The sequence below is a fragment of the Flavobacterium sp. N2820 genome (assembly GCF_025947285.1).
Lineage (GTDB): Bacteria > Bacteroidota > Bacteroidia > Flavobacteriales > Flavobacteriaceae > Flavobacterium.
In genome coordinates this window covers 3,025,057-3,049,432 of sequence record NZ_CP110008.1, presented here as the reverse complement: position 1 = coordinate 3,049,432, position 24,376 = coordinate 3,025,057, and the positions used below count along the sequence as shown (strand labels likewise).

Sequence of the window (24,376 nt, the reverse complement as noted above, 5' to 3'; positions counted from 1 at the left end):
ATGAAAGATATAGGGATTCAATTAAAGGATAGCACAAATGCAGTTGAGAACATCGATTTAAAAGTTGTAATTGTTAAAGGTGTTGACGATAAAATAATAAGTGGTTTGGCTGTTGGTAGAACGCTTGCCCAAAATCAGGCGGTTATCTTAATTGCTAATCCAGGAGAGTTTCCTTTTAATCCTAAAATTGGGGTAGCCATTGACGAGCTGATATTGGATAACGATTATTTAAGATTCCGACACCGCATTCGTGAACATTTTGCAAAGGATGGATTAGTAGTTAAAAGAGTTGAATTATCAGAGAATAAACCTTTACAGATAGAGGCTAATTATGAGTAAGGAAGTAACATACAGCGGACAATCATTTTATAACAAAGTGGTCGAATGTACGGGCGATATTGAAAACGCCTTCGCTATGTTATTATTAAATAAAAAGACATCAACAACCGAAAGGTTACAAGTTGGAGAGGTTTTAAAAGTAAGCGAAGTTACCGACTTTGAAGTCGTTGATTTTTTTACTGAGGTAAATAGACCCGCAACATTAAAAGAAAATATAATTGTGGAGGCAACTGAAAATTATTTGATACCAGGAGAGTTTCCTTTTAGTTTTTAAATTATGGCAAGAGATAGAAAAACGATTAAAAAAGAGTTGACAGATACATTTATGTCTAACCCCTTAATTATTGCTTTGTATGGTTTAGTAAGTGGTCAAACATTTGAGGAGCAGTTCTCTTTGGTTTCTGTTGAAAATGTTTGGTTTGATAATATTTCTTTAGCCATTTATGAGCATGAGCAAATTGTGGCTACAAATGCCCTTAACTCTCGACCGCACAATTTGTCCTGGTACTTAGAAAAATGTAAAAACTTTCACGATGGTTTGGAGTTGGTTTGGTTAGACGGACAATTTCAATATGACTTAACTTCGGTTCTGGATGCAGAGGAAAGAAAAATAATTGATAGAGTTGCCGTTTTGGAGTCGTCAAATGGAGAGCTAGTGGTTAAAGTTGCCACAGATAACGCAGGAAATATTGAGCCATTAAGCGCACCGCAGTTAGTTCGATTTACAAATTATCTGCAGTTGATTAAAGATGCGGGAAATCGCATTAGAATTATCAACCAAGAGGCAGATAAATTGAAACTAACATTGGATGTTTATGTTGATGTTTCAATAATTGATTTATCTACAGGACAACTTCTAAATACTGACGATGTTGTTTATCCAGTTAAGGAAGCAATTGATAACTATTTGTCAAATCTTGAATTTAATGGGGCATTAGTAAAAGAGTTTTTAAAGAATGAAATTCAAAAAGCCTCAGGAGTTAAACTTCCTCTTATTCAAGGTTTAGAATGGCAGTATGCTACTTTCCCATTTGAGACCATTGGTGAGTGGAAAGTTCCAGAAGCGGGTTACTTTAAAATTGAACCAGCAGATTTAACAATTAACTATTTGCCTTATGTTTTGGATTAGCACCAATTTTAAACAGCAATTTTTAGACCTATCACCCACATTTTTTAGGGGCGAAAGGTTTGAGGCTTTCTTAGGCGTTTTTGCTAAACCATTGCAAACATTAGCTGATACGACACTTTACCAAATGCAACATGATAGCACCGTTATTTATTTGGAAAAGGTATTGAATGAATATTTTGCAATTTCAACGTATAACCCAAATAGCCATATTGCCACAAGGCAGATTTATATTGAAGATGCGCCACAAGCGGTCAAAAATTATATTTATCAACCTGAAGAAACAAACCCTGTTTATTTAGGCTTGGTTTACTTGGATAGAGAAATTGCTTTAGATCAATATCATTTTATTGTGAAAATACCAGTTTCAATATCATTTAATGAGGCAAGATTGAGAGCATTAATTGATTTTTACAAATTGGCGGGAAAAAGATATTTAATAGAAACGTATTAACGTATGAAAACAATAAATTTTGATTACACGGGTGGTTTCCCATTAGAGCAACCCGTACTAAAGAGAATGCAGTCAGGAACTTTATTAGTTTTAGAGGCATTTGTTAAGCATTTAGGCTGTGCCGATACAGGAAATTTTATTATTTCTGGGTGTACTATATCGGGTGCAAATATTACTCCTGGTATCATGTATATTGATGGAGAGCTTTGCCCTTTTGCTGGAGCTGTAGGAACTGCAACAACTAAAATACAAAAGCAAACTAATACAGTAACCGCTCCATTTGAAAATGGAACAAACCCGCCCGTTTTTATTGAAACGATAGCGGTTGTTAATGCGGCGGGAACCGAGCTACAAAACTTTACAAGATTTTATTTTGTTCAAGACGCTAATTATGTTCACACCGACAATAATTTCACGGCTGTACTATTGGCAAAACTGAATAGCATAGCTTCTGGCGCAGAGGTTAACGTTCAAACCAACTGGAATGAAACCAATCCATTATCTGATGCCTTTTTGGTTGGAAAACCAACGGGCGATTTAATGACATATTTGTGGAGAGGTAGAGTTATAATTGGCAATATTGGTTCTGGTACTGAAATTCCTATTTCTTTTCCTGATGTTGGAACCACTCAATACTCTGTTCTAGGTGTATTAAACGGTAGTAACTCTAATTTAGGACTAGATAACGATGTTACCTATGTTATTGGTCAGCAAACCGCAACCTCTTTCAAAATTTCTTTTGATGAGTACGAAAATCACAATCAACAATTAACCTTTAGTTATTTTATTATTCCAAATCCATAGATTATGAAATATATAGCAATAAGCCTCCCAGAAAAGCCATTCATTGTATGGTCGTCTATTCCAGATGGTGCGTATGAGAATCCAGAAAGCGAATATTTTGAGCATCCATTAGTTTTAGACGAGGAGGACGTTCCTTCTACAGAATTTGGCGTATGCCCTTTAAAAATTGTTGAGGGCGCTTTGGTGTCTAGAACTCCCGCAGAAATGACTGCATTTGAATCGCAGTGGATTCAGTCCGAATTTTTGCGCAACAATAAATTAATTATTAATCAGGTAAATGAAGGGAGTTTTACCTACGACACTCAAACATTTCCAATGGATGAACGTTCGCGTATTTTCTATCAAGCATTTGACAGAGCTAGAGGCACTGTTGGAGTGAAGTGTATGACGACTGCGGGCGCATTGTATACATTGCCTGTTGAAAATATTGATGCCTTTATGGATGCGTACTTTTCACAATTAAGAGAACTTTCAAAACCACTTGTATAATTATGCCACTAGGAATAGAAACAAAAGTAGATAGCCCAGATAAGTTAGCAGCGGTTTCTGGTAAACCAACAGAAAATTATTTGTTTGCCGAGGAGTTTAACCAAATAGTGCAAAAAAGCGACGAGCTAGAAGCAAGTAAAGCGGATTTAGTGGGGGGTAAAGTTCCTGCAGAACAATTACCTTCTTATGTAGACGATGTTTTAGAGTTTACTGATTTAGCTTCATTTCCAGTTACAGGCGAAACGGGTAAAATTTATTTGGCTTTAGATACGAATAAGACTTATCGCTGGAGTGGTTCTGCTTATGTTCAGATTGGTGTTGGTAAAAGAACATGGATGGTTGCTTGGACGGGGGTTTTATATTTTGATGGGAATTCAGGTAATGGTAACTGGTCAGGTTTAAATGCAACAAGTGCAAGTACTTTCGGATTATTAGGCGGAACAAATGGAACTATATTTCAGACTCCAGTTGGTACTGGTGGATTACCAAGCCCTCAATCTCCAGCACGTGTTATACCTTATAATTGCAAGATAAAATATTTTCATATTAGAAACGGAGTATCTCCTTTTTCAGCAGTTAGTCCCGCTAATTTTAGATTAAGATTTCATACACACACACCTAATGGGACAACAACTTTGAACAATCCAGTTTTACAGGGTGAGTTTGATAGCACAGGATTTAACATGCCTACTAACTATGTTTATCCTTCAAGTTGTTTTACAAATAACAATTTGACTTTACAAGCCGGGGACGTAATTACGCCAATAATGAGAGGTTTGCAGGCTTTGACGGCTGGTGCTTTAATTAGTGATTTTTACTTAGAATTTGAAGAGATATGATACAATTTTTAGAAAATAGTAAGCCGATTTTTACATCGGATAGAGAGGACTTAATAGATTTTTATACTTCGAAAGGGTATGAAGTTTGCCCAATTTTGTACAATGGAAGTTTTTTAAGTCCAATTTGGAATGGAACTGCTTTTGTAGAAGGTGCAACACCCGAAGAAATAGCAGAAGCAAACAATCCAATAGTTCCACAAACAATATCAGCAATGCGCTTAAAGCTTCAATTGTTTGATATGGGGATTACTGACGAGGATATATTTGAAGATATTGATTCCATACCAGAATTTATGTTTTCAATCACTGATAAAGAAAAAGCTAAAATTAAGTATAAAACAGCCACAAGTTTTGAACGAACAAATGGAGAATTAAACTTTGTAGCAACAATGGAAGGTTTAACTCAACAGCAAGTTGACGAAATTTTTATTAATGGCAATTTATAAGTTATGGGAATTTTACTCTACATCATCGCAACAATCCTATGGATTTTAATTACCCCAATTAACTGGGTAATTGTATCGTTTAAACACGGTTTAAGTAATGGTTATTTTACTGAAACGGCAATTGATATTGATAAGTTTGGCAACCGCAATTTTAGAACGTTCTTAAACGCATCAATGCGGTTAAAAAATGGTTATAAGTTTGGCAACGTCAATGAAACTATTAGTAGCGCATTAGGTAAAAACCAAAGAGATAAAACGCTTAGCTGGTTTGGAATAGGAATCTGTTTTGTACTGGACAAAATAGAAAAAGACCATTGTGAAAAATCAATAAACGAAAACGTTTAAACTTCAGGGAGGAATGAAGTAAAAAAAAGTCCTCCGACATTTAAAAATCTTTCTCAGGGATTTATTTAAAATTACGACACCAAAGCCGATCGGAGGACAAAAGTCTTCTGGTTGGCTTTTGTGCGTTATATAAATCCCTGAGAGCAACAAAAGTAATCTAAAATTATAAATATGGCAAAACAATTTAACTACAAACAGCAGTACGGTGTTATTGTTATTTGTGAAACGGAAGAGGAGCAAATTAAGATGTTCGAGGAGCTAAAGGCTAAAGGTTTAAAACTTAAAGTAGTAACAACATGATAGTAAAAATTGAGAACAAAACTAAAGACTTTGAAAGCTATAGAGCTCAAAGGGTAAAATCTTTATTTAATGCAGAGGACGGCTCACAATTTACACAAGATTTTAATATTGAAATTGACGACATGGATTGGGGCATTGGTTTAATTGTTGGGGCGAGTGGTTCTGGTAAGACTTCCATTGGTAAGCAATTCTTTGGAGAGGATAAAATTTGCAATCTTTATGCGGGTTGGGAACATGACAAACCAATTGTAGACTGTATTTTGCCTGATGGAGATTTCAACACAGCTACAGGAGCCTTGGCGGCTGTAGGTCTTGGAGATGTTCCAAGTTGGTTGCGACCTTTTCACGCATTATCAAATGGTCAACAATTTAGAGCGGGTTTAGCTCGGTTAGTTACTGAAGCACCCGACGAGGTTGTTGTTGATGAGTTTACCAGTGTAGTGGACAGACAAATTGCCAAAATTGGTGCGCTAGCCTTTGCAAAGAACTGGAGGCGAAATAAAGGAAAAAAAGTAGTGCTATTATCTTGCCACTATGATATTATCGAATGGTTACAACCAGACTGGGTATATGATGTAAATACCAAAGTATTAAAAAAAAAATTGAACTCGGCAACCGACCAGAGATTAAAATCGACATTTGGAAGGTCAACGGAACTTACTGGAAGTATTTTAAAGAGCATTACTATTTAGACCTACCACATCCGCCTGCAGCCGAATACTTTGTTGGAGTTGTAAACGGGGAACTTGTGGCACACGTTGCTGTTTGTCCTTTGTTTACGGCTAAGGCTTACAGGGCAACTCGTTTAGTTGTTATGCCCGAGTGGCAAGGTGCTGGAGTTGGAACCGCATTTTTAAATGAGGTTATGCAATACCATTTAGAAGGTAACGGCAGATGCGGGCATAAGTTCCCGACGTTCTTTCACACTAGCCACCCGCAATTAGCATCTTATTTAAGAAGTGCAAAAGTTTGGATACAAACAGGCGCAATGCTATATGGCTCTAATAAAACAAGAAGCAACGCTAGTATCGTTAAGACTGGGAAAAAGGGAACTATTACAGGCTGTGGATATGGCGGACATTTTAGAGCTATTCAAAGTTTTAAATATATAGGAAAATGAAAAAATTAAGAGTTTTTATAAGTGGTCAAAAGTATTTTGGAGAGCAAGTGTTTAGCTTGTGCCAAAGCCTTGACTTTATCGAAATTGTAGGAGTTTGCGCTCCGCTCGATGATAAGTACATCGGTAAAACCGCAAGAAAGTTTAATATTCCAGTTGTGCCTGCGGGCGCATTAAACGCCGATACAATGCCCAATAATGTAGATATTGGTATTACGGCGCACTCATTTGATTATATCGGCGTACGCACAAGATATAAGCCTAATATTGGTTGGATAGGTTATCACCCGAGTTTGTTACCACGTCATCGTGGGCGTTCGTCTATTGAATGGGCTATCAAAATGCGGGATGCAATTACAGGCGGAACAGTGTTTTGGTTAAATGCTGGAATTGATCGAGGTGATATTGCATATCAGGAGATTTGCTTCATAGATCCGAAAATGTACGCAATGGACACAAAGAAGGCAGCAAAGTTGTTGTGGGAGCATGAGCTTCAGGACTTAGGATTAAAGTTGATTCGACAGGCGCTGATTGATATAAGTAACGGAGTTATTATAAAGAAGCCACAGCGTAAGGAGTTTAGCACCTTTGAGCCAAGCACTGACGTCAAGGATATATTTAAGCCAGACTTATTGATGTTGGAGCAATATGCATCTGATAGCAAATAATAAAAGCCCTATTAAGGGCTTTTTAAATAGTGTTTAAACATTGATTAAATGTTATATATTTGCTCTGAAAGTGCACAATTCATTTTTTATTTATGCACAATTCATTTTTGCGATTATAAAATTGAAAGAAGAAAAAATTACTGAAATTAAAACTGAAGAACACCAACATTCTGAAAGCGAAACAATTCAATTAAACAATGGTGAAAAATGGAAGGTAGATGATAATATGATGCTACACATTCGTAATATGGAAAAAGATGTAGTCCATTTTGACCAAGAAAAAAGCACTAATTACTCATTACTAGCTGAAAAATTAAAGACAAATATTGATATACTAACATCAAATTGTACCATGAAAGGACAAGCTCATGACGAACTTCATAAATGGTTAGTTCCATATATTGAATTAGTCGATTCGTTTTCTAAAGAAAAATCAGCAAATCAGTTTACAGAAATTCAAAATTCGTTTAAAACATTTAATCAATATTTTCAATGATTTTAAAAAACTTACATACCGAAAATAAATCCGTTCAAACACAATTATTATTTGAACCAAAAGACGCTAAAGTAATTTCATTGCAAATAGCAAAAGGAGAAACACTTAAAGAACACATTTCAAAAATACCGGCATTGTTAGTTTGCATTTCAGGAAATGCTGTTTTTACAAATGAAAAAGGAACAGTCGTTAATCTCAATTCAGGCACTTATGTAATGATTGAAGAAAATGTAAAACACGCTGTAAAAGCAATCGATGAAAGTAATTTCTTATTGATGAAATAATGAGTATTGCAGTAAACAACATATCAAAATCTTACAAAAAGTTAAAAGCAGTCGAAAACATTACTTTTAATGTAAATGAGGGAGAATTATTTGGTTTAATTGGACCTGATGGTGCAGGAAAAACAACTATTTTCAGAATACTAACTACGCTTTTAGTTGCTAATGAAGGAAGTGCAGAAGTCGCTGGATATGATGTAGTCAAACAACTCAAAGAAATCAGAAACTCTGTTGGCTATATGCCAGGAAAATTCTCGCTATATCAAGATTTAACTGTTGAAGAAAACTTACATTTTTTTGCCACTATTTTCGGAACCACAATTGAGGAAAATTATGATTTAATTAAAGACATATACATTCAAATTGAACCATTCAAAAACAGAAGAGCAGGTGCTCTTTCGGGCGGAATGAAACAAAAATTAGCATTATGTTGTGCGTTAATTCATGCTCCAAAAGTATTATTTCTTGACGAACCAACTACAGGAGTTGATCCCGTTTCTCGAAAAGAATTTTGGATAATGCTAAAAAGATTACAACAAAAAGGCATCACAATATTAGTTTCGACACCCTATATGGATGAAGCTTCTCTTTGCGATAGAATTGCATTAATTCAAAAAGGCAAAATTTTAAAAATAGATACACCTGGAAATATCATTAACAACTACGAAAAAGTAATTTATGATGTACAAGCAAAAAACACACACGGATTGATTCACGATTTAAAAAATTATCCTAATCAATACAGTGTTTATGCTTTTGGTGAGTTTGTACATTACATAGATAAAAATGCAACTTTCAATCCAAACGATCTACAAACCTTTTTGAAAAATAAAAATCATACGGATATAATTATTAAACCAGCTACAATAACCATTGAAGACGTTTTCATGGACTTATAAACAAAAAAAATGGAACGAGAAAAAATAATATCTGTAAAAAATTTAACGAAAGAGTTTGGTCATTTTACTGCTGTAAAAGGCATTACATTTGATGTTTATAAAGGAGAAATTTTTGGTTTTTTAGGAGCTAATGGAGCAGGAAAAACAACAGCAATGAAAATGCTGATTGGCATTTCAAATCCTACTTCAGGAGAAGCTAATGTCGCAGGTTTTGATGTTCACACACAAGCCGATATGGTAAAAAAAAGTATTGGCTATATGAGCCAAAAATTCTCAATGTATGATGATTTAACTATTAAAGAAAACATTACTTTTTTTGGTGGAATTTATGGACTATCAAGAATACAAATCAAACAAAAAATCGCACAATTAATAGAAGAATTAGAACTTCAAGAAGTAGCAAATAATTTAGTAGGTTCGTTACCATTGGGTTGGAAACAAAAATTGTCGTTTTCAGTTGCATTACTGCACGAGCCAAAAATTGTTTTTCTCGATGAGCCAACAGGAGGCGTTGACCCAATAACCCGAAGACAATTTTGGGAAATGATTTATAGACAAGCTTATAAAGGTACTACCATTTTTGTAACCACACATTACATGGATGAAGCAGAATATTGTGACCGTGTTTCTATTATGGTTGATGGCTCTATTGAAGCTTTAGACACTCCAAAAAATTTAAAACAACAATTCAAAGTAGATTCTATGAATGATGTTTTTTTAAAATTAGCAAGGAATATAGAATAATAAATCACTACAACACTTGAGACTTAAACTAGAAACAAAAAACAAATGAAAAGATTTATCGGATTTGTAAAAAAAGAATTCTACCATATTTTCAGAGATAAACGTTCTTTGTTTATTCTGTTTGGTATGCCGATTGCCCAAATTTTATTGTTTGGTTTTGCCATAACAAATGAAATTAACAATGTTGACATTGCCATTTTAGACCAATCAAATGATATAGAAACACAAAAAATTATCTATAAAATAAAAGCATCACCTTATTTTAATGTTGAAAACCAAATTGAAAAAGAAAGCGACATAGAATCAGAATTTAAAAAAGGAAAAATCAAGGCAGTTCTTATTTTCGAACCAAATTTTAGTAAAAATCTAGAAACCAAAAAAGTAGCAGTAGTTCAAGCAATTACCGATGCAACCGAACCTAATGTTGCCAACACAATAGCAAATTATACCTCAGCAATTATACAAAATTATCAATCGCAAAAAAAACAATCCAATAGTAATCAGGTAAAGGTTGAAGTACAATCGAGAATGTTTTATAATCCTGAACTCAAAAGTGTTTTTAATTTTGTCCCGGGTGTAATGACCGTTATTCTAATGCTTGTTTCAGCTATGATGACCTCTATTTCTATCACACGAGAAAAAGAATTAGGCACTATGGAGATTCTTTTAGTTTCTCCATTAAAACCATTTCAAGTAATTATTGGAAAAGTATTTCCTTATATTTTTCTTTCCATAATCAATGCAATCGTAATATTAACATTAGGCTATTTTGTATTCAAAATGCCTATAAATGGAAGTATCTTTTTGTTAGCTTTTGAAAGTATATTATTTATCATTTCTGCTCTTTCATTGGGGATATTAATTTCTACCGTTTCTAATTCTCAACAAACCGCAATGATGTTATCATTAATGGGTTTGATGCTACCAGTAATTATTCTATCAGGATTTATATTTCCAATAAATAGTATGCCTTTACCCATGCAAGTAATCAGTAACATCATACCTGCAAAATGGTTCATTATTATTGTAAAAGCCATTATGCTCAAAGGTGTCGGAATTCAATATATATGGAAAGAAACCCTTATATTAATAGGGATGACTGTGTTTTTTATAACATTGAGCATCAAAAAATATAAAATTAGACTAGAATAATAATAGTATCACTGTAAAGGTTTAAAAACAGTCATTGGGATATAAAAATAAATTATGAAAACAATATTATTCATCATACAAAAAGAATTCAAGCAAATTTTTAGAAATAAAAGCATGCTTCAACTTATATTTATATTACCCATTTTGCAATTATTGATTTTGTCAAATGCAGCTACATTCGATGTTAAAAATATTGCGATAACCTTTGTTGACAATGACCAAAGTCGGGAATCAAGAGATTTAATAAATTCGTTTAAATCCTCAACCTATTTTAAAGTTACAGAACCCTATTTTTCTGAAAAAGAAGCTATCCAAGAAATGCAAAAAGGAAAAACCGACATTATTGTAAATATTCCAATTCACTTCAATCGTAACCTTCAAAAAGACCAAAAAACAAGCATTTTAGTTAGTATTAATGCTATAGACGCAGCAACAGCGGGTGTTGAAAATGTATATGTAACACAAATTATAAATACATACAATCAAAACATTCAAATGCAGTCCAACTATTTTTCAGGAAACAAAGAAATACCTCAAAATATTATGGTTATACCGTCTTTTTGGTACAACAAAACCTTAAACTACAAAACCTTTATGGTTCCTGGCATCTTGGTTTTATTGGTTACCATGCTTACTTTATTTCTGTCATCAATGAATATAGTTAGAGAAAAAGAGTTAGGTACATTAGAACAAATAAATGTAACGCCCATAAAAAAGTATCAGTTTATTATTGGAAAATTATTTCCGTTTTGGGTGCTTGGATTAGTGATTTTGACCGTGGGTTTAGTAATATCCAAAGTTGTTTTTAATGTTCCTATGCTAGGTAATATTTTCCTTGTTTATGGATTTACATCAGTGTATTTGCTATTAATTTTAGGATTCGGACTATACATATCTAATCATACCGAAACCCAACAACAAGCTATGTTTATTGCTTGGTTCTTTATGGTAATTTTCATATTAATGAGTGGTTTATTTACACCTATCGAAAGTATGCCAAAATGGGCGCAAAGCGTAACATTGTTAAATCCTATTCGTTACTTCGTTGAGTTTATACGAATGGTTTTATTAAAAGGTGCTGGTCTTAAAGAAGTACTACCTAATTTAGCAGTAATTTTAATTTTTGCAATATTAATTAATGGTTTAGCTGTCTGGAGCTACAAGAAAACGAATTGAGACCAGTGCAAATTAATTCTTTTTTCAATTAAAGTATTTATTAAAAATTTAATAATATCAAATATAATTGTCTTAAATCTTGTTCAAAAAAGTTCGATATGCCTCCACTCTGCTCCACAGAAAACAAAAGCCTGTAAATAATACATTTACAGGCTTTTTCATTTTATTTATAAAGCTATTATTTTAGTTCAAAACGGTCTAAGTTCATTACTTTAGTCCAGGCTGCTACAAAATCATTTACAAATTTTTGTTTGTTATCCGATTGTGCATACACTTCAGCAATTGCTCTTAATTCTGAGTTTGAACCAAAGATTAAATCCGCACGGGTGGCAGTCCATTTCAACTCATTCGTATTCATATTTCTACCTTCAAATAATTCTTGATCATCAGAAGTGGCTTTCCAAGTTGTTCCCATTGCTAATAAATTCACAAAGAAATCATTGTTTAATTTGTCTTTATCTGTAGAAAAAATTCCGTGTTTAGAATTGTCATAATTTGCATTTAAAGCTCTCATTCCACCTACTAAAACCGTCATTTCTGGTGCAGTTAATGTTAATAATTGAGCTTTATCTACCAACAATTCTTCGGTTGAAATAGTAAACTTTGTTTTTAAATAGTTACGGAATCCATCGGCTTGTGGTTCTAAAACCGCAAATGAATTTACATCAGTTTGCTCTTGAGAAGCATCCATACGACCTGGTGTAAATGGAACTTGAATAGAATATCCAGCATTTTTTGCTGCTTGCTCCACCCCTGTATTACCCGCTAATACAATTAAATCAGCTAAAGACACTTTTTTATCTTTAGATTTAGCATTAAAATCAGCTTGAATTTTTTCTAAAATTGGCAATACACGGTTTAATTGTGTTGGATTATTCACTTCCCAACTTCTTTGAGGTTCTAAACGAATTCTTGCCCCATTTGCTCCACCTCTTCTATCTGAACCTCTAAATGTTGATGCTGAAGCCCAAGCAACAGTTACTCTATCTTGAATAGATAATCCTGAAGATATAATTTGTTCTTTTAATGCTTTAATATCTTTATCCGTAACTAATTTATGATTTACTGCTGGAATTGGATCTTGCCATAATAAATCTTCTTTTGGTGCCTCAGGTCCTAAATAAGTAGATTTTGGCCCCATATCTCGGTGCGTTAATTTAAACCAAGCTTTAGCAAAAGCTTCTTCAAATTCTTTTGGATTCTCATAAAAACGTTTTGAAATTTTTGCATATTCTGGATCAAATCTGAAGGATAAATCTGTTGTAAGCATTGTTGGTAAATGTTTTTTATTTGCATCAAATGCATCAGGAATTATAGCTTTCCCATTTTTTGCCACCCATTGATGTGCACCCGCCGGGCTTTTAGTTAATTCCCATTCATTTTCATATAATATTTTGAAAAAACCATAATTCCATTGTGTAGGCTTACCTGTCCAAGTGACCTCTAACCCAGAAGTAATGGCATCAGTACCTTTACCTGATTTATAAGTACTTTTCCATCCCAAACCTTGTTCTTCTATTCCTGCAGCTTCAGGGTCTGCACCTACGTGATGTGCAGGTCCAGCACCATGTGTTTTACCAAATGTGTGACCTCCAGCATTCAAAGCTGTAGTTTCTTCATCATTCATTCCCATTCTACCAAACGTTTCACGAATATCTTTTGCTGCTAAAATTGGGTCAGGATTACCCGCTGGCCCTTCAGGATTAACATAAATTAATCCCATTTGAGTAGCTGCTAAAGGATTTTCCAATTTTCCTTCAGTACTTCTTGCATGATCTAACCATTTGTTTTCTGGCCCCCAATACACGTGAGATTCTGGCTCCCAAACATCTACTCTTCCTCCAGCAAAACCAAATGTTTTGAAACCCATATTCTCAAGAGCAACATTACCTGCTAAAATCATTAAATCTGCCCAAGATATTTTGTTGCCATATTTTTGTTTTATAGGCCATAATAAACGACGTGCCTTGTCTAAGTTCCCATTGTCTGGCCAACTGTTTAAAGGAGCAAAACGCTGTTGTCCTGCGCGAGAACCCCCTCTACCATCTCCAGAACGATATGTTCCTGCACTGTGCCAAGCCATTCGAATCATAAATGGCCCGTAATTTCCAAAGTCGGCTGGCCACCAATCTTGTGATTGTGTCATTAATGCATTTAAATCTTTCTTAAGTGCCTCATAGTCTAAAGATTGAAATTCTTTAGCATAATCAAAATTTGCGCCCATTGGATCTGATAATTCAGAATTTTGACGCAGCACACTTAAATTCAATTGATTAGGCCACCATTGCTTGTTTTTATCCACATTACTACTCCCTTTTGAAGCTGGAGCTGCCGCAGCATGTGGATTTACACCTTTCATAGCTTGATAATCAGCTGTATTAGGACCGCCATGAGCATTTTCTTTGTTCACACTTACTGTTTTACCAGTAACTGGACAAGTCGCGGTTTCTTGCGCTACCGAAAAGATAGACCATAAAAGACCTGTTGTTAGTATTAGTTTTTTCATAAGGTTAATTATTTGTTTTAATTCCCAAATTTCGAACTAATAGCACTAAAATATTATGGCTTGAAAATGTTATTATTTATTTAAGTATAGATTTTATCGATTAATACTCGGGTTTAACCATAAGAAATACTTATAATCAAACAATTAGAAAATTAGCTAATGTATTCATGCACACAAATAATTTAAAATTCATCAAATAAAGGTGTTTTTAAACACTGAGTAATTGCATTTTCAGGCAATTATAATTTAATCCATCTTTTGTTGATTACACCATTTACTCTCTTTTTTAAACTTAAAATAGAATTATACACATGTTGTTTTGAATTCTAACTCGCTCAAGTGGATTTCTATCTTTAAAATAGCATTTTTAAATTTTTCTTTCGATGTCTCAAAACATTTATTTTTTTCAAAAACCAATTTATAATAAGAAATTCCATTTAAAAGATTTGTTTTAAACGTTTCCCATTTTTTTACTTGTTGTGGAGTTATTTCAAGAGCCTCATTAATTTGATTGGTCAAATAAGACACGTACAAATCTAGTTCTTTGATGAACATATTTGGCCGATTAATATGATCTTCTATTTCTTTTTTTCCATAAATATGTTGAATCATATCTTTTAAAGATACCTCTTTTGAAAAGTAAGCCATATTTGGCCCCGGACAAACCACAACCCCTTGCGCTTGACCTTTAATTGGAATTCCTAATTCTAAATGACTTGCATTGGCTAGTCCAACACACAAGCATGATTTTTCTGTTATGGTCGAAAATTCTTTTGCATAAACCTCATGAGAAATTGTATTGCGTATTGCTTCTAACGCTTCAATTTTTTTGTCTTGATGTTTTTTTGATGCGGTACAACTTCCTTCATTTTTATACTCTTTACTTAAGGCTAAATAGCGTTTTGGACAAGAGCTACCTGATTTACCAGAGGCTATTCGTTGTGATTTAAAAAAATCATTGGTTGTTCCTTTGATTGTATTGAATGGAACTCCTAATGGTGATATATTACTCAAATACAAATCTTCTTCTTTAGCATTGGCCAATAAATTTCTTGTTTCCATGTCTACCGATGTAGCCTCTGGGACTAAAAGGAATGGGGAACCCCAACCCACAGCATCTACCTGATAATAATCTAATAAAAACTGATGTTCTTCCGCCGTTCCTACTCCACCTTGCACTGTAATCTTTAAAACTGGAGGAATAGTAGGTACTGCTTTATTTTTTGAAGTCAAAGCCTGAGTAAATAATGCAAAAGCGGACTGAATTAAGTCTTCTCTCTTATTTTTAAATTCTTCTAAAATTGGTCCTAATAAAAATCCATCTGTTGCAAATGCATGTCCGCCGCAATTTAAGCCAGACTCTATTCGATATTCCGAAACCCAAAGTCCTTTTTTTGCTAAAAAATTTCCTTGTATCATCGCCGAACGAAAATCGCTCACTTTAAGAATAATTTTCTTCTGAAATTGTCCGTTTGCATTCGGATAAAAGGCATCAAAAGATTCCATGTAGCTATATAATCTTGGATTCATTCCTGCTGAAAAAATCACTGATGAATTTGTAGTACTATTTACAAAACCTCTTAAAGCAGCATGAGCATCGTTGTAGATAACCGGAAGTTGCTCGTCATCGATAAAATTATCTTTGTCAATTTTAGTCATAATATTCACATCAATGCTTCCTGGAATAAAATAATGATCTAGAATTGTTTTTAATTCCATCATGTTGTTTTTACCAGAAGTCAAGACATGCTCTAATTGAAATTTTAGTAACGAACTTGAAGGTAAAATAGCTATAAATTCTTCTAATTGAATTCGTTTCTCAATTAATTCAGACTTAAACGCTTCAAATTTTTGAGTCACTACTTTATCTAATAAATTCAGATAGTTTGTAATTCGTTTTGCTCTAAAATCTTCTACCTTTTGTGAAATTTCTTCATAGGGATGTTTAAACTTATTAGCGTAAAAAGCGGTCATTTTTTCAATCAAATCGTCATCCATTATGGAAATTACAGAATCAATTCCATATTGCGCAACTCGTACTGGACTATCAATGGTAAAAGCTAATCCCATTACAGGAATATGAAAGCTATGCACGTTTTTGTGTAAAATCATGTATTTGTATTTTTGGATTGTTTGCGTGTAAAATATTTCATATCAAAATAAATAGTGACAAATAAAACACAATCCATTAAATTAATATATGATTATTATCATGCTTTGAAAATAACAAAATTACAGGGAAGTTATTAAAATTAAGGTAAGTAACCCACCAAAACTTAGGGTCAAATATTTCCAAAAAGGATGTGTTGTATTCATTTTCATGAATTGAAAAACAACTAACCAAAATTTAATAAATGCCAAAACAACTACAGTTGTAATTATAATTTCTGGATTAACATTATACACTAAAAAAGTTAGCATTAACGTAAGAGTTACTAATAAAATAAACGTTGAGGAGATAGTATCTTTCATAATTTAATAGTTAAAAAGTTATAGTAATCGGTCTTTTTCAATTGATTATTTAAATTGAGATCTCGTGCTTGTTTTATTGATTTACGTAAAATGGATTCAGAAAGTTTTAAACAAATTAAAAATTTGCCGATGAACCACAAAAAAACATCTAAAGAAGCAGAAAAACATTATAAACATTAAAAAAAAAGACACAACTCCTTTTTCTATTTAAAAAAAAATGAAAATGAATTTGCAAAAATACCTCTCAAATATTTATGAAAAGAGAATAAAGACAGAATAAAATACCATTTATTTATCCTGAGATTCAAGGTTAAGTCGAGTAATTTGAGGAAAATGATCACTTTGAAAAAAGGTATCAATGGATTTGAATTGTTTAACCTTAATTTTGTTTTCAACAAAAATATAATCTATTCGCGCTGGATAATATTTATAATTATATGATTTTCCAAAGCCTACACCTGCTTCTTCAAATGCATCTTTCATATCCCCTTTAATAGTTCTATATACATATGAAAATGCACTATTATTTAAATCTCCACAAATAATTTTGGCATATTTACATGTTTCATAGTGCGATTTTATGAGCTCAGCTTGTTGTTGTTGTACTTTGAATGCTTCACTCAATCTTTTAAATATAAATTTAGACTTTTGTTCGTCTATATTTTCATGAATATCTGTACTAATTTTTATCGACTGTAAATGCATGCTATACACTCGAATTGTATCTTTTTCTTTAATTATGTCAGCAAAAATTACATTATTACTTGAATTTGGAAATTCAATTTCACCTTTGTCAATTATTTTATAGCTGGAATATATTGCTTGACCGTATTTGTTTTTTCCACCGTATAATTTTATGAAACTATATTTAAAGTTAGGAGTAATTACTTCATCATTTGGCGAAAACTCTTGCAAACATAAAATATCTGGTTTTTTATCTTGTATGAGTTTAGAAATTTGTTGAGGCACATCGTCTTTAGGTAACCATTCATACAAATTAAATAATCGAACGTTGTAGCTCATTAATGTAAAATCAGTAGTTTCTTTTGGTAAATTAGTCTCTGAAAACTTATAAAATCTATTAATAAAAGTTATACCTAACAACAAAACCAAACCCGAAAGTAACATATATCGCTTTAACTGAAGCAACCAATAGATAAAAAAGAAAAAATTAAGAAATAACAAGAAGGGTAATCCTAAAGAAAAAACACTCAAAAAAGGAAATGCTTTTGGTGCTAAAAATGGTAACGAATAGGCAATAAATGTAACTATAGTTAGTATTACATTTAAAAAGAACATTATTCTACTCAACCATGATTGCTTTCTCATTTACTTTCCTGCTTTAAAAAGAAACTCTTTTTCTTCTTTTGTTAAACTATCATAGCCCGATTTACTGATTTTATCTAAAATATCATCTATTTGTTTTTGAGTAAAATCTTTCTTTGATGTTGACGAATTTACAACATTTTTTGTTGTATTGCGATGTACTTTCTTAAAAGGTGTTTTGTTTTTAGGTTTAAAGATATTCACAATGGCATCTAAAAACATAGAAAGCGGTTTGGTTAAATCGGTTCCAGATTGTAAGATTTTTATATAAATAAATCCGAACAAAGCTCCACCAAGATGCGCTAAATGTCCACCGGTATTTTCTAAAGGCAATTGAATTAAATCAATAAATAATATTACAAAAGCAACATGCCAAAGCTTCACAATTCCTATTAACGGAATGCGCAACAACATAAAAGGCGCATACGTTGTTGTAGCAATTAAAATAGCCATAATTGCACCACTTGCTCCTACCAACAAACCTGCTTTTCCAATAAAAAAATAGGATAAAACAAAGGTTATTCCGGAGAAAATACCGCCTAAAACATAAATACCAAACAATTGTTTATCGGTAAAATAGGTGTTAAATAATCTTCCGGAAAAATGCAAAATAAGAAGATTAAAAATCAAGTGAAAAATTCCGGCATGAAAAAAATTAAACGTAATTATTGTCCAAGGTTTAATCAAAAACGTATTGATATTAGAAGATAATGCAACAACATCAAAATAATTGAAATCTATTTTTGAGAATTTTAAAACAACATCCAACAGCGTAAAGACTAAAAAAAGACCAATGTTCCAAAAGATTAACTTTTGAACCATGCCTCCTGTTTTGTATTGTAGTTTTAAATCGTCTAAAATATTCATTTTCTGTTTTCTTTGCTCTTTATTCTATTTTCTAAAAACTATCTATCCCAGCGGTTTTTATCAAACTGGTTTTTCTTCCAATACCACATCATAATAAAACCAAATAAAGCCCCACCAACGTGCGCAAAATGTGCGATATTTCCAGCGCCAAAAATCGAATAACCTGTTACACCTGAAAACAAATCTAACAACACAATTACAGGGACAAAATATTTCGCTTTAATAGGAACCGGTATAAACATCAAAGCTAATTCTGCATTAGGAAACATAAAGGCAAAAGCAACTAACAAGCCATAAATAGCTCCAGAAGCTCCAACAGCTTTTCCTAAATATGCCTCAATCATATCTTTAACTGAAGATACGGAAGTAATTTCTTCCCAGCCTTTGTTATACATTCCTTGAGATAGTGTGCTTACAATCTCCGTTTTTTGAACACCATTCTCAATCAACAAATTCAAACCATCATGAAAATAATAATAATTTACTCCTGAATGAATTAAAGCTGCTCCAATTCCACAAGAAAGGTAAAAAAACAAAAACTTTTTAGCACCCCAAAAATGCTCTAAAGCACTTCCAAACGAAACCAAAGCAAACATATTAAAGAAAATATGCATCAAACTTCCATGCATAAACATATGCGTAATGGGTTGCCAGAATTTAAAACCATCGCTCTCAAAATAATGTAGCGATAATAATTCATTGGCTTGTGGCACAAAATAACTTCCTATAAAAAATAAAACATTAATAATTAATAACTGTTTTACGGTATCGGTCATATTATTCATCATAGAGCAAATCTTTTATCTAAATCTTCTACCGTTAAGGTAATAAATGTGGGTTTTTGAAAAGGGGAAACATTTGGGTCTTTACAAGCAAACAATGAATTTACTAAATTTTCTTGCTCTTTCACAGTCATATAAGTTCCTGTTTTTACAGCCAAACTTTTAGCCATCGATTTTGCAATGCTATCACTTTGCGAAAAACTACTTTCCGGAATTTCATTTTGTAAATTACTGATTAATTCTTCTAAAACGATTGAAACTTCGCTTTCTGCCATTAAAATAGGTAAGCCCGAAATTTGAACGGAATCCACATTAAACGCGTCAAAAACAAATCCTGTATTTTCTAATGTAGGTTGTAATTCTTTCAATAACTGCATTTCATCTGACGAAAAATACACTGTTAAAGGAAATAACAATTGCTGACTTGATGCTTTAAAAACAGTAATATTAGTCAAAAATTGTTCATACAAAATGCGTTCATGCGCACGTCGTTGATCAATCACCAACATACCTGATTTTATGGCACTAACAATATATTTTTTATGAATTTGATAGGTTGAAGTTGGTGCACTTTCTACAGTATCTTCGGAAAATAAAGTTCCTGTAACTTCTGCACTTTCAAACGAAAATTGCTCTATTTCTTGAGCTTCTTGTTTTAATCCAACATACAAACTTTCCCAATTTTGCGTTGAAGATTCTTTTTTATAACTTCCAAAAGAAGCCAAAGATTTTGACGGTTTTTCAGTTGCAAACGGATTAAATCCTGAATCTACTTGAATCGTAGGAAAATCAGCTTCTTTATCCTTGTATTGATAGGGCGTGTCTAAATTTGAATCGCGTTCGAAATCTAAAACGGGTGCTACGTTAAATTGTCCTAAACTGTGTTTTACAGCCGACCGCAAAATAGCATATAACGAATGTTCGTCGTCAAATTTTATTTCGGTTTTTGTAGGATGAATATTAATATCAATCGTGTGAGGTGGGACTTGCAAATACAAGAAATAACTTGGTTGATTGCCTTCCTTTAACAAACCTTCATACGCATTCATAATAGCATGATGCAAATAGGCACTTTTGATGTATCTATCGTTTACAAAGAAAAACTGTTCTCCTCTACTTTTCTTTGCAAATTCGGGCTTCCCTACAAATCCTGAGATATTGATTAACTCTGTTTCTTCTGAAACGGGTACTAATTTTTCATTGGTTTTTCCACCAAAAATATTCACAATACGCTGACGGTAATTTGAACTTGGCAAATTATACAATTCGCTTCCATTGTGAATCAACGTAAATGAAATCGACGGATGTGCCATTGCTACACGCTGAAATTCATCCATCACATGTCGAAATTCCACCGTTTCCGATTTCAAGAAGTTTCTTCGCGCTGGAATATTAAAAAACAAGTTTTTAACCGCAAACGAAGTTCCTTTTGGTAAAACTGCCACTTCCTGCGTAATTAACTTACTTCCCTCAATTACAATGTGATTGCCTAACTCTTCTTGGTCTTGTTTAGTTTTCATTTCTACATGCGCAATTGCGGCAATTGAAGCCAATGCTTCTCCGCGAAAACCTTTGGTATGTAAATCAAATAAATCTTCCGCTTGGCGAATTTTAGACGTAGCATGACGTTCGAAACACAAACGCGCATCGGTGGTATTCATGCCTAAACCGTTATCAATTACTTGAACTAAAGTTTTTCCTGCTTCTTTAACGATTAATTTGATATCTGAAGCTTTTGCATCGACTGCATTTTCTAGCAATTCTTTAACCACAGAAGCGGGTCGCTGTACCACTTCTCCAGCAGCAATTTGATTGGCAACATGATCGGGCAAAAGTTGAATAATACTCGCTGCCATTATTTTCTTCTAAAAATTGAAAAATCAAAATCGATGATAAAGAAAAAAATCAACACTAAAATTAATGCAATAATAATAACTCTTGTATTAAACGATCTGTTTTTTCTATTTCTGCTATCATCTCTTGCATCTTTCCAATGCGCTCTAAAATCGTTATAACTAACAGTTTCTCTATCACGACGAATTGCCGAATCAAAATCAAATGGATTATCAACGGTTTTTCCTTGATAATGTCTTGGTGTATAGTTGAACTGCTTATTTTTTTGCAATTTGAATAAACTCTTTCTCATGGTAATCACTTTAATTTTCAAATTTACTGATTTTTGTTGTGTAAATCTGTAATTTTTTGTTAACAAAAAATCCCGATTAAAAAACGGGATTTTTATTATTTCTATTTTGAATTTAGAACTATTTATTATTCAAATCTACCATTTTTATTGCTGCAATTGCCGCTTCAACACCTTTGTTTCCATGCTTTCCACCACTTCTGTCAAGTGATTGTTGCATATTGTTATCTGTTAACACACAAAAAATGGTTGGCACATCATACAAAAGGTTTAAATCTTTCATCCCTTGTGTTACACCTTCGCAAACGAATTCAAAATGCATCGTTTCACCTTTGATAACACATCCTATCACAATTACTGCATCTAACTCCAGTTTTTCGTGCATTTGTCGTGCTCCAAAAATCAGTTCAAAACTTCCTGGAACATTCCATCGTGTGATATTTTCCGGTAAAGCACCGCAATCTGTTAAGGCTGTAAAAGCACCATTATACAACCCTTCTGTAACTTGTTCATTCCATTCTGAAACAACAATCCCAAACCGAAAATCTTTCGCGTTTGGGATTGTGTTTTTATCGTAATTAGATAAATTTTTATTTTCTGTTGCCATTCTTATTCTGTCATTGCAATGAAAGCATCAATATTCATTCCTTCTTTCGAAGTTTCGTATTTTTCTTTAATTTCTACAAATAATTTATGTGCTTCTGCTTTTTTACCTGCAGTTAAATTTAACTGAGCCGCTTTTAACAAATATCTTGGGGTAGTAAAATCATTTTCAGAAGCTTCAGCTGCTTTTTTGTAATACGAAATTGCATCATCAACTTTATTTGTTTCAGAAAAAGCATCACCAATTGCTCCTAAAGCTAATGGTTTTAAAATAGCATCATCCGATTTAAAGTTTTCTAAATAGGTAATTGCATTTTTAAAATCTCCTAAGTTCAAGTATGCCATACCTGCATAGTAGTTTGCTAAATTTCCTGCATCTGTACCAGCATATTGATCGGCAATTCCAACAAATCCTAATTTTCCTTCACCACCTTTTAACGCTAAGTTATATAAAGAATCTGGTTTCGCTGTAGCATCTACTGCTTGTTGAAAATATTGTTGTGCTTGGAAAATTTCGTTGTTTGCTTTCGCTTCTTTCTCTTCAACAACATATTTGTTATACAAAACATAACCAATAGTAGCAATTGCAATTGCCCCAACGATTCCTAAAATCATTTTTTGATTTTTAGCAACCCAGTCCTCCGTTTTAGATGCTGTTTCGTCTAATGTATTGAAAACCTCAGCGGTTGTACTATCTGTAGTATCAATTACTTCTTCTAATTCGTTTTCAACTTTAGCTTCTTCTGGTTTTGGAGCTTTGTATCCTCTTTTGTTATATGTTGCCATTTATATTAAATTTAATGAGGTGCAAAAATATAATTTTTATTAAAATTAAAAACCATTTTAGTATATATTTTTAACAAATTCGATTTACTTTTGCATAAAGTCCTATTTTTAGTCCAAAATCAAAGTATATTTATTGTGTTTTTAAAACAATTATCGCTTCTTAATTATAAAAATTTAGCCCAAATCGAATTTGATTTTGACGCTAAGATTAATTGTTTTGTAGGGAAAAATGGCGTGGGGAAAACCAATATTTTAGATGCTATATATCATTTGGCCTATGGAAAAAGCTATTTTAATCCGTTAGCGGTTCAAAACATCAAACACGGCGAAGAATTTTTTGTAATTGATGCTTTGCTTGAAAAAAACAATAAAGAGGAAAAAATTGTTTGCAGTTTAAAAAAAGGACAAAAAAAAACCATTAAACGCAACGGAAAAGTATACGATAAACTTTCTGAACATTTAGGTTTGATTCCGTTAGTAATTATATCGCCTTCAGATGCTGATTTGATTATTGATGGAAGCGAAACACGTAGAAAATTTATCGATAGTGTAATTGCAACTTTAGACAACTCGTATTTACATTTATTGATTCAATATCAAAAAACGTTAGCGCAACGAAATGCATTATTAAAGTATTTCGCTTTGAATCATACATTTGATGCTGATAATTTATCTATTTATAACGAACAATTAAGCCATTCTGGACAATTGATTTTCGAAAAAAGAAAACAATTTCTTGCTGATTTTATTCCTATTTTTGAAAAACATCACACCAACATTTCGGGTGGAAATGAAAAAGTTGCTTTAAAATATGAAAGTCAGTTGTTCGAAAAAGAATTACATTCACTCTTAGAAGAATCACTACAAAAAGACCGGATTATTCAATATACCAGCGCTGGAATTCATAAAGACGATTTGATTTTTGAAATTGATGGTTTCCCGATTAAGAAATTTGGTTCACAAGGCCAACAGAAATCATTTTTAATTGCTTTGAAATTGGCACAATTCGAGTTCATGAAAAAACAAAGTGGCGAATTACCAATTTTGCTTTTTGATGATATTTTTGATAAATTGGACGAAACACGTGTGCAAAAAATTGTAACCATGGTAAATGATGCCGTTTTTGGACAAATTTTTATTTCCGACACACATGCAGAACGAACGGAATTGATTATCAAAGAAACACATCAATCATATAAAATATTTCCGATTTAAA

30 protein-coding genes are annotated in these 24,376 nt (G+C 32.8%); 20 read left to right on the top strand and 10 right to left on the bottom strand.

Annotation, left to right across the window (positions count from 1 at the left end; all coding sequences use genetic code 11):
- The 19 genes from OLM52_RS14260 to OLM52_RS14170 all read left to right on the top strand — a co-directional run bounded on the left by OLM52_RS14260 (position 1) and on the right by OLM52_RS14170 (position 11,675).
- On the top strand, positions 1-339 hold the full coding sequence (locus OLM52_RS14260; RefSeq protein WP_264548032.1) for a hypothetical protein: 339 nt from the start codon (positions 1-3) through the stop codon (positions 337-339).
- Complete coding sequence (locus OLM52_RS14255; protein ID WP_264548033.1) at positions 332-613, top strand: hypothetical protein; 282 nt, start codon at positions 332-334, stop codon at positions 611-613. Before OLM52_RS14260 ends, OLM52_RS14255 begins: the two co-directional genes overlap by 8 nt.
- A 3-nt stretch (positions 614-616) precedes the next feature.
- The gene (locus OLM52_RS14250; protein ID WP_264548034.1) at positions 617-1,468 is read left to right on the top strand and encodes a hypothetical protein; all 852 of its coding nucleotides are present in this window, start codon (positions 617-619) and stop codon (positions 1,466-1,468) included.
- Positions 1,455-1,919 carry a hypothetical protein gene (locus OLM52_RS14245; protein ID WP_264548035.1) on the top strand — a complete coding sequence of 155 codons (465 nt, stop codon included), beginning with the start codon at positions 1,455-1,457 and terminating at the stop codon, positions 1,917-1,919. Before OLM52_RS14250 ends, OLM52_RS14245 begins: the two co-directional genes overlap by 14 nt.
- Positions 1,920-1,922: 3 nt before the next feature.
- Complete coding sequence (locus OLM52_RS14240; protein WP_264548036.1) at positions 1,923-2,723, top strand: hypothetical protein; 801 nt, start codon at positions 1,923-1,925, stop codon at positions 2,721-2,723.
- A 3-nt stretch (positions 2,724-2,726) separates the two neighbouring features.
- The gene (locus OLM52_RS14235; RefSeq protein ID WP_264548037.1) at positions 2,727-3,212 is read left to right on the top strand and encodes a hypothetical protein; all 486 of its coding nucleotides are present in this window, start codon (positions 2,727-2,729) and stop codon (positions 3,210-3,212) included.
- Between the two features lie 2 nt (positions 3,213-3,214).
- Entirely contained in the window at positions 3,215-4,051 is an 837-nt protein-coding gene (locus tag OLM52_RS14230; protein ID WP_264548038.1) for a hypothetical protein, read from the top strand.
- Positions 4,048-4,497: a hypothetical protein gene (locus OLM52_RS14225; RefSeq protein WP_264548039.1), complete on the top strand. Its 450-nt coding sequence runs from the start codon at positions 4,048-4,050 to the stop codon at positions 4,495-4,497. The genes OLM52_RS14230 and OLM52_RS14225 overlap by 4 nt, the downstream gene beginning before the upstream one ends.
- A gap of 3 nt (positions 4,498-4,500) precedes the next feature.
- The gene (locus tag OLM52_RS14220) at positions 4,501-4,842 is read left to right on the top strand and encodes a hypothetical protein (protein ID WP_264548040.1); all 342 of its coding nucleotides are present in this window, start codon (positions 4,501-4,503) and stop codon (positions 4,840-4,842) included.
- A 171-nt stretch (positions 4,843-5,013) separates the two neighbouring features.
- Positions 5,014-5,142, top strand: coding sequence for a hypothetical protein (locus OLM52_RS14215; protein WP_264548041.1), 129 nt, complete (start codon positions 5,014-5,016; stop codon positions 5,140-5,142).
- The gene (locus OLM52_RS14210; protein WP_264548042.1) at positions 5,139-5,834 is read left to right on the top strand and encodes a hypothetical protein; all 696 of its coding nucleotides are present in this window, start codon (positions 5,139-5,141) and stop codon (positions 5,832-5,834) included. The genes OLM52_RS14215 and OLM52_RS14210 overlap by 4 nt, the downstream gene beginning before the upstream one ends.
- On the top strand, positions 5,732-6,262 hold the full coding sequence (locus OLM52_RS14205; RefSeq protein WP_319800227.1) for a GNAT family N-acetyltransferase: 531 nt from the start codon (positions 5,732-5,734) through the stop codon (positions 6,260-6,262). The genes OLM52_RS14210 and OLM52_RS14205 overlap by 103 nt, the downstream gene beginning before the upstream one ends.
- Positions 6,259-6,927 (top strand): formyltransferase family protein, encoded by a 669-nt coding sequence (locus OLM52_RS14200; protein ID WP_264548043.1) that lies wholly within the window; start codon positions 6,259-6,261, stop codon positions 6,925-6,927. The genes OLM52_RS14205 and OLM52_RS14200 overlap by 4 nt, the downstream gene beginning before the upstream one ends.
- 121 nt (positions 6,928-7,048) lie before the next feature.
- Positions 7,049-7,423, top strand: coding sequence for a hypothetical protein (locus tag OLM52_RS14195; RefSeq protein WP_264549127.1), 375 nt, complete (start codon positions 7,049-7,051; stop codon positions 7,421-7,423).
- Positions 7,420-7,707, top strand: coding sequence for a hypothetical protein (locus tag OLM52_RS14190; protein WP_264549126.1), 288 nt, complete (start codon positions 7,420-7,422; stop codon positions 7,705-7,707). The genes OLM52_RS14195 and OLM52_RS14190 overlap by 4 nt, the downstream gene beginning before the upstream one ends.
- Entirely contained in the window at positions 7,707-8,603 is an 897-nt protein-coding gene (locus OLM52_RS14185; protein ID WP_264549125.1) for an ABC transporter ATP-binding protein, read from the top strand. The genes OLM52_RS14190 and OLM52_RS14185 overlap by 1 nt, the downstream gene beginning before the upstream one ends.
- Positions 8,604-8,612: 9 nt before the next feature.
- A complete protein-coding gene (locus OLM52_RS14180; RefSeq protein WP_264549124.1) occupies positions 8,613-9,347 on the top strand; it encodes an ABC transporter ATP-binding protein in 735 nt (244 codons plus the stop codon).
- A gap of 45 nt (positions 9,348-9,392) precedes the next feature.
- Positions 9,393-10,499: an ABC transporter permease gene (locus OLM52_RS14175; RefSeq protein WP_264549123.1), complete on the top strand. Its 1,107-nt coding sequence runs from the start codon at positions 9,393-9,395 to the stop codon at positions 10,497-10,499.
- 54 nt (positions 10,500-10,553) lie between these two features.
- Complete coding sequence (locus tag OLM52_RS14170; RefSeq protein WP_264549122.1) at positions 10,554-11,675, top strand: ABC transporter permease; 1,122 nt, start codon at positions 10,554-10,556, stop codon at positions 11,673-11,675.
- A 178-nt stretch (positions 11,676-11,853) separates the two neighbouring features.
- On the opposite strand, the gene katG is transcribed toward OLM52_RS14170, so the two are convergent.
- From katG to OLM52_RS14120, 10 genes are all read right to left on the bottom strand, one after another.
- Positions 11,854-14,181 carry a catalase/peroxidase HPI gene (gene katG, locus OLM52_RS14165; protein WP_264549121.1) on the bottom strand — a complete coding sequence of 776 codons (2,328 nt, stop codon included), beginning with the start codon at positions 14,179-14,181 and terminating at the stop codon, positions 11,854-11,856.
- Positions 14,182-14,484: 303 nt separating this feature from the next.
- Positions 14,485-16,293 (bottom strand): hypothetical protein, encoded by a 1,809-nt coding sequence (locus tag OLM52_RS14160; protein ID WP_413614416.1) that lies wholly within the window; start codon positions 16,291-16,293, stop codon positions 14,485-14,487.
- 120 nt (positions 16,294-16,413) lie between these two features.
- Positions 16,414-16,653 carry a cytochrome C oxidase subunit IV family protein gene (locus OLM52_RS14155; RefSeq protein WP_264549120.1) on the bottom strand — a complete coding sequence of 80 codons (240 nt, stop codon included), beginning with the start codon at positions 16,651-16,653 and terminating at the stop codon, positions 16,414-16,416.
- Positions 16,654-16,941: 288 nt separating this feature from the next.
- Positions 16,942-17,982, bottom strand: coding sequence for an endonuclease/exonuclease/phosphatase family protein (locus OLM52_RS14150; protein WP_264549119.1), 1,041 nt, complete (start codon positions 17,980-17,982; stop codon positions 16,942-16,944).
- Positions 17,983-18,846 (bottom strand): rhomboid family intramembrane serine protease, encoded by an 864-nt coding sequence (locus tag OLM52_RS14145; protein WP_264549118.1) that lies wholly within the window; start codon positions 18,844-18,846, stop codon positions 17,983-17,985.
- Between the two features lie 38 nt (positions 18,847-18,884).
- Positions 18,885-19,631, bottom strand: a complete 747-nt coding sequence (locus tag OLM52_RS14140) for a rhomboid family intramembrane serine protease (RefSeq protein WP_264550560.1) — start codon at positions 19,629-19,631, stop codon at positions 18,885-18,887.
- Positions 19,631-21,484 (bottom strand): DNA mismatch repair endonuclease MutL, encoded by a 1,854-nt coding sequence (mutL, locus tag OLM52_RS14135; RefSeq protein WP_264549117.1) that lies wholly within the window; start codon positions 21,482-21,484, stop codon positions 19,631-19,633. The genes OLM52_RS14140 and mutL overlap by 1 nt, the downstream gene beginning before the upstream one ends.
- On the bottom strand, positions 21,484-21,774 hold the full coding sequence (locus tag OLM52_RS14130) for a hypothetical protein (protein WP_264549116.1): 291 nt from the start codon (positions 21,772-21,774) through the stop codon (positions 21,484-21,486). Before OLM52_RS14130 ends, mutL begins: the two co-directional genes overlap by 1 nt.
- A gap of 118 nt (positions 21,775-21,892) precedes the next feature.
- Positions 21,893-22,378, bottom strand: a complete 486-nt coding sequence (ribH, locus tag OLM52_RS14125; protein WP_262318217.1) for a 6,7-dimethyl-8-ribityllumazine synthase — start codon at positions 22,376-22,378, stop codon at positions 21,893-21,895.
- A 2-nt stretch (positions 22,379-22,380) separates the two neighbouring features.
- A complete protein-coding gene (locus OLM52_RS14120) occupies positions 22,381-23,160 on the bottom strand; it encodes a tetratricopeptide repeat protein (protein ID WP_264549115.1) in 780 nt (259 codons plus the stop codon).
- Between the two features lie 135 nt (positions 23,161-23,295).
- Here OLM52_RS14120 and recF point away from each other — a divergent pair, with 135 nt between their 5' ends.
- On the top strand, positions 23,296-24,375 hold the full coding sequence (gene recF, locus OLM52_RS14115; protein WP_264549114.1) for a DNA replication/repair protein RecF: 1,080 nt from the start codon (positions 23,296-23,298) through the stop codon (positions 24,373-24,375).
- The last annotated feature ends 1 nt before the right edge of the window (position 24,376 follow it).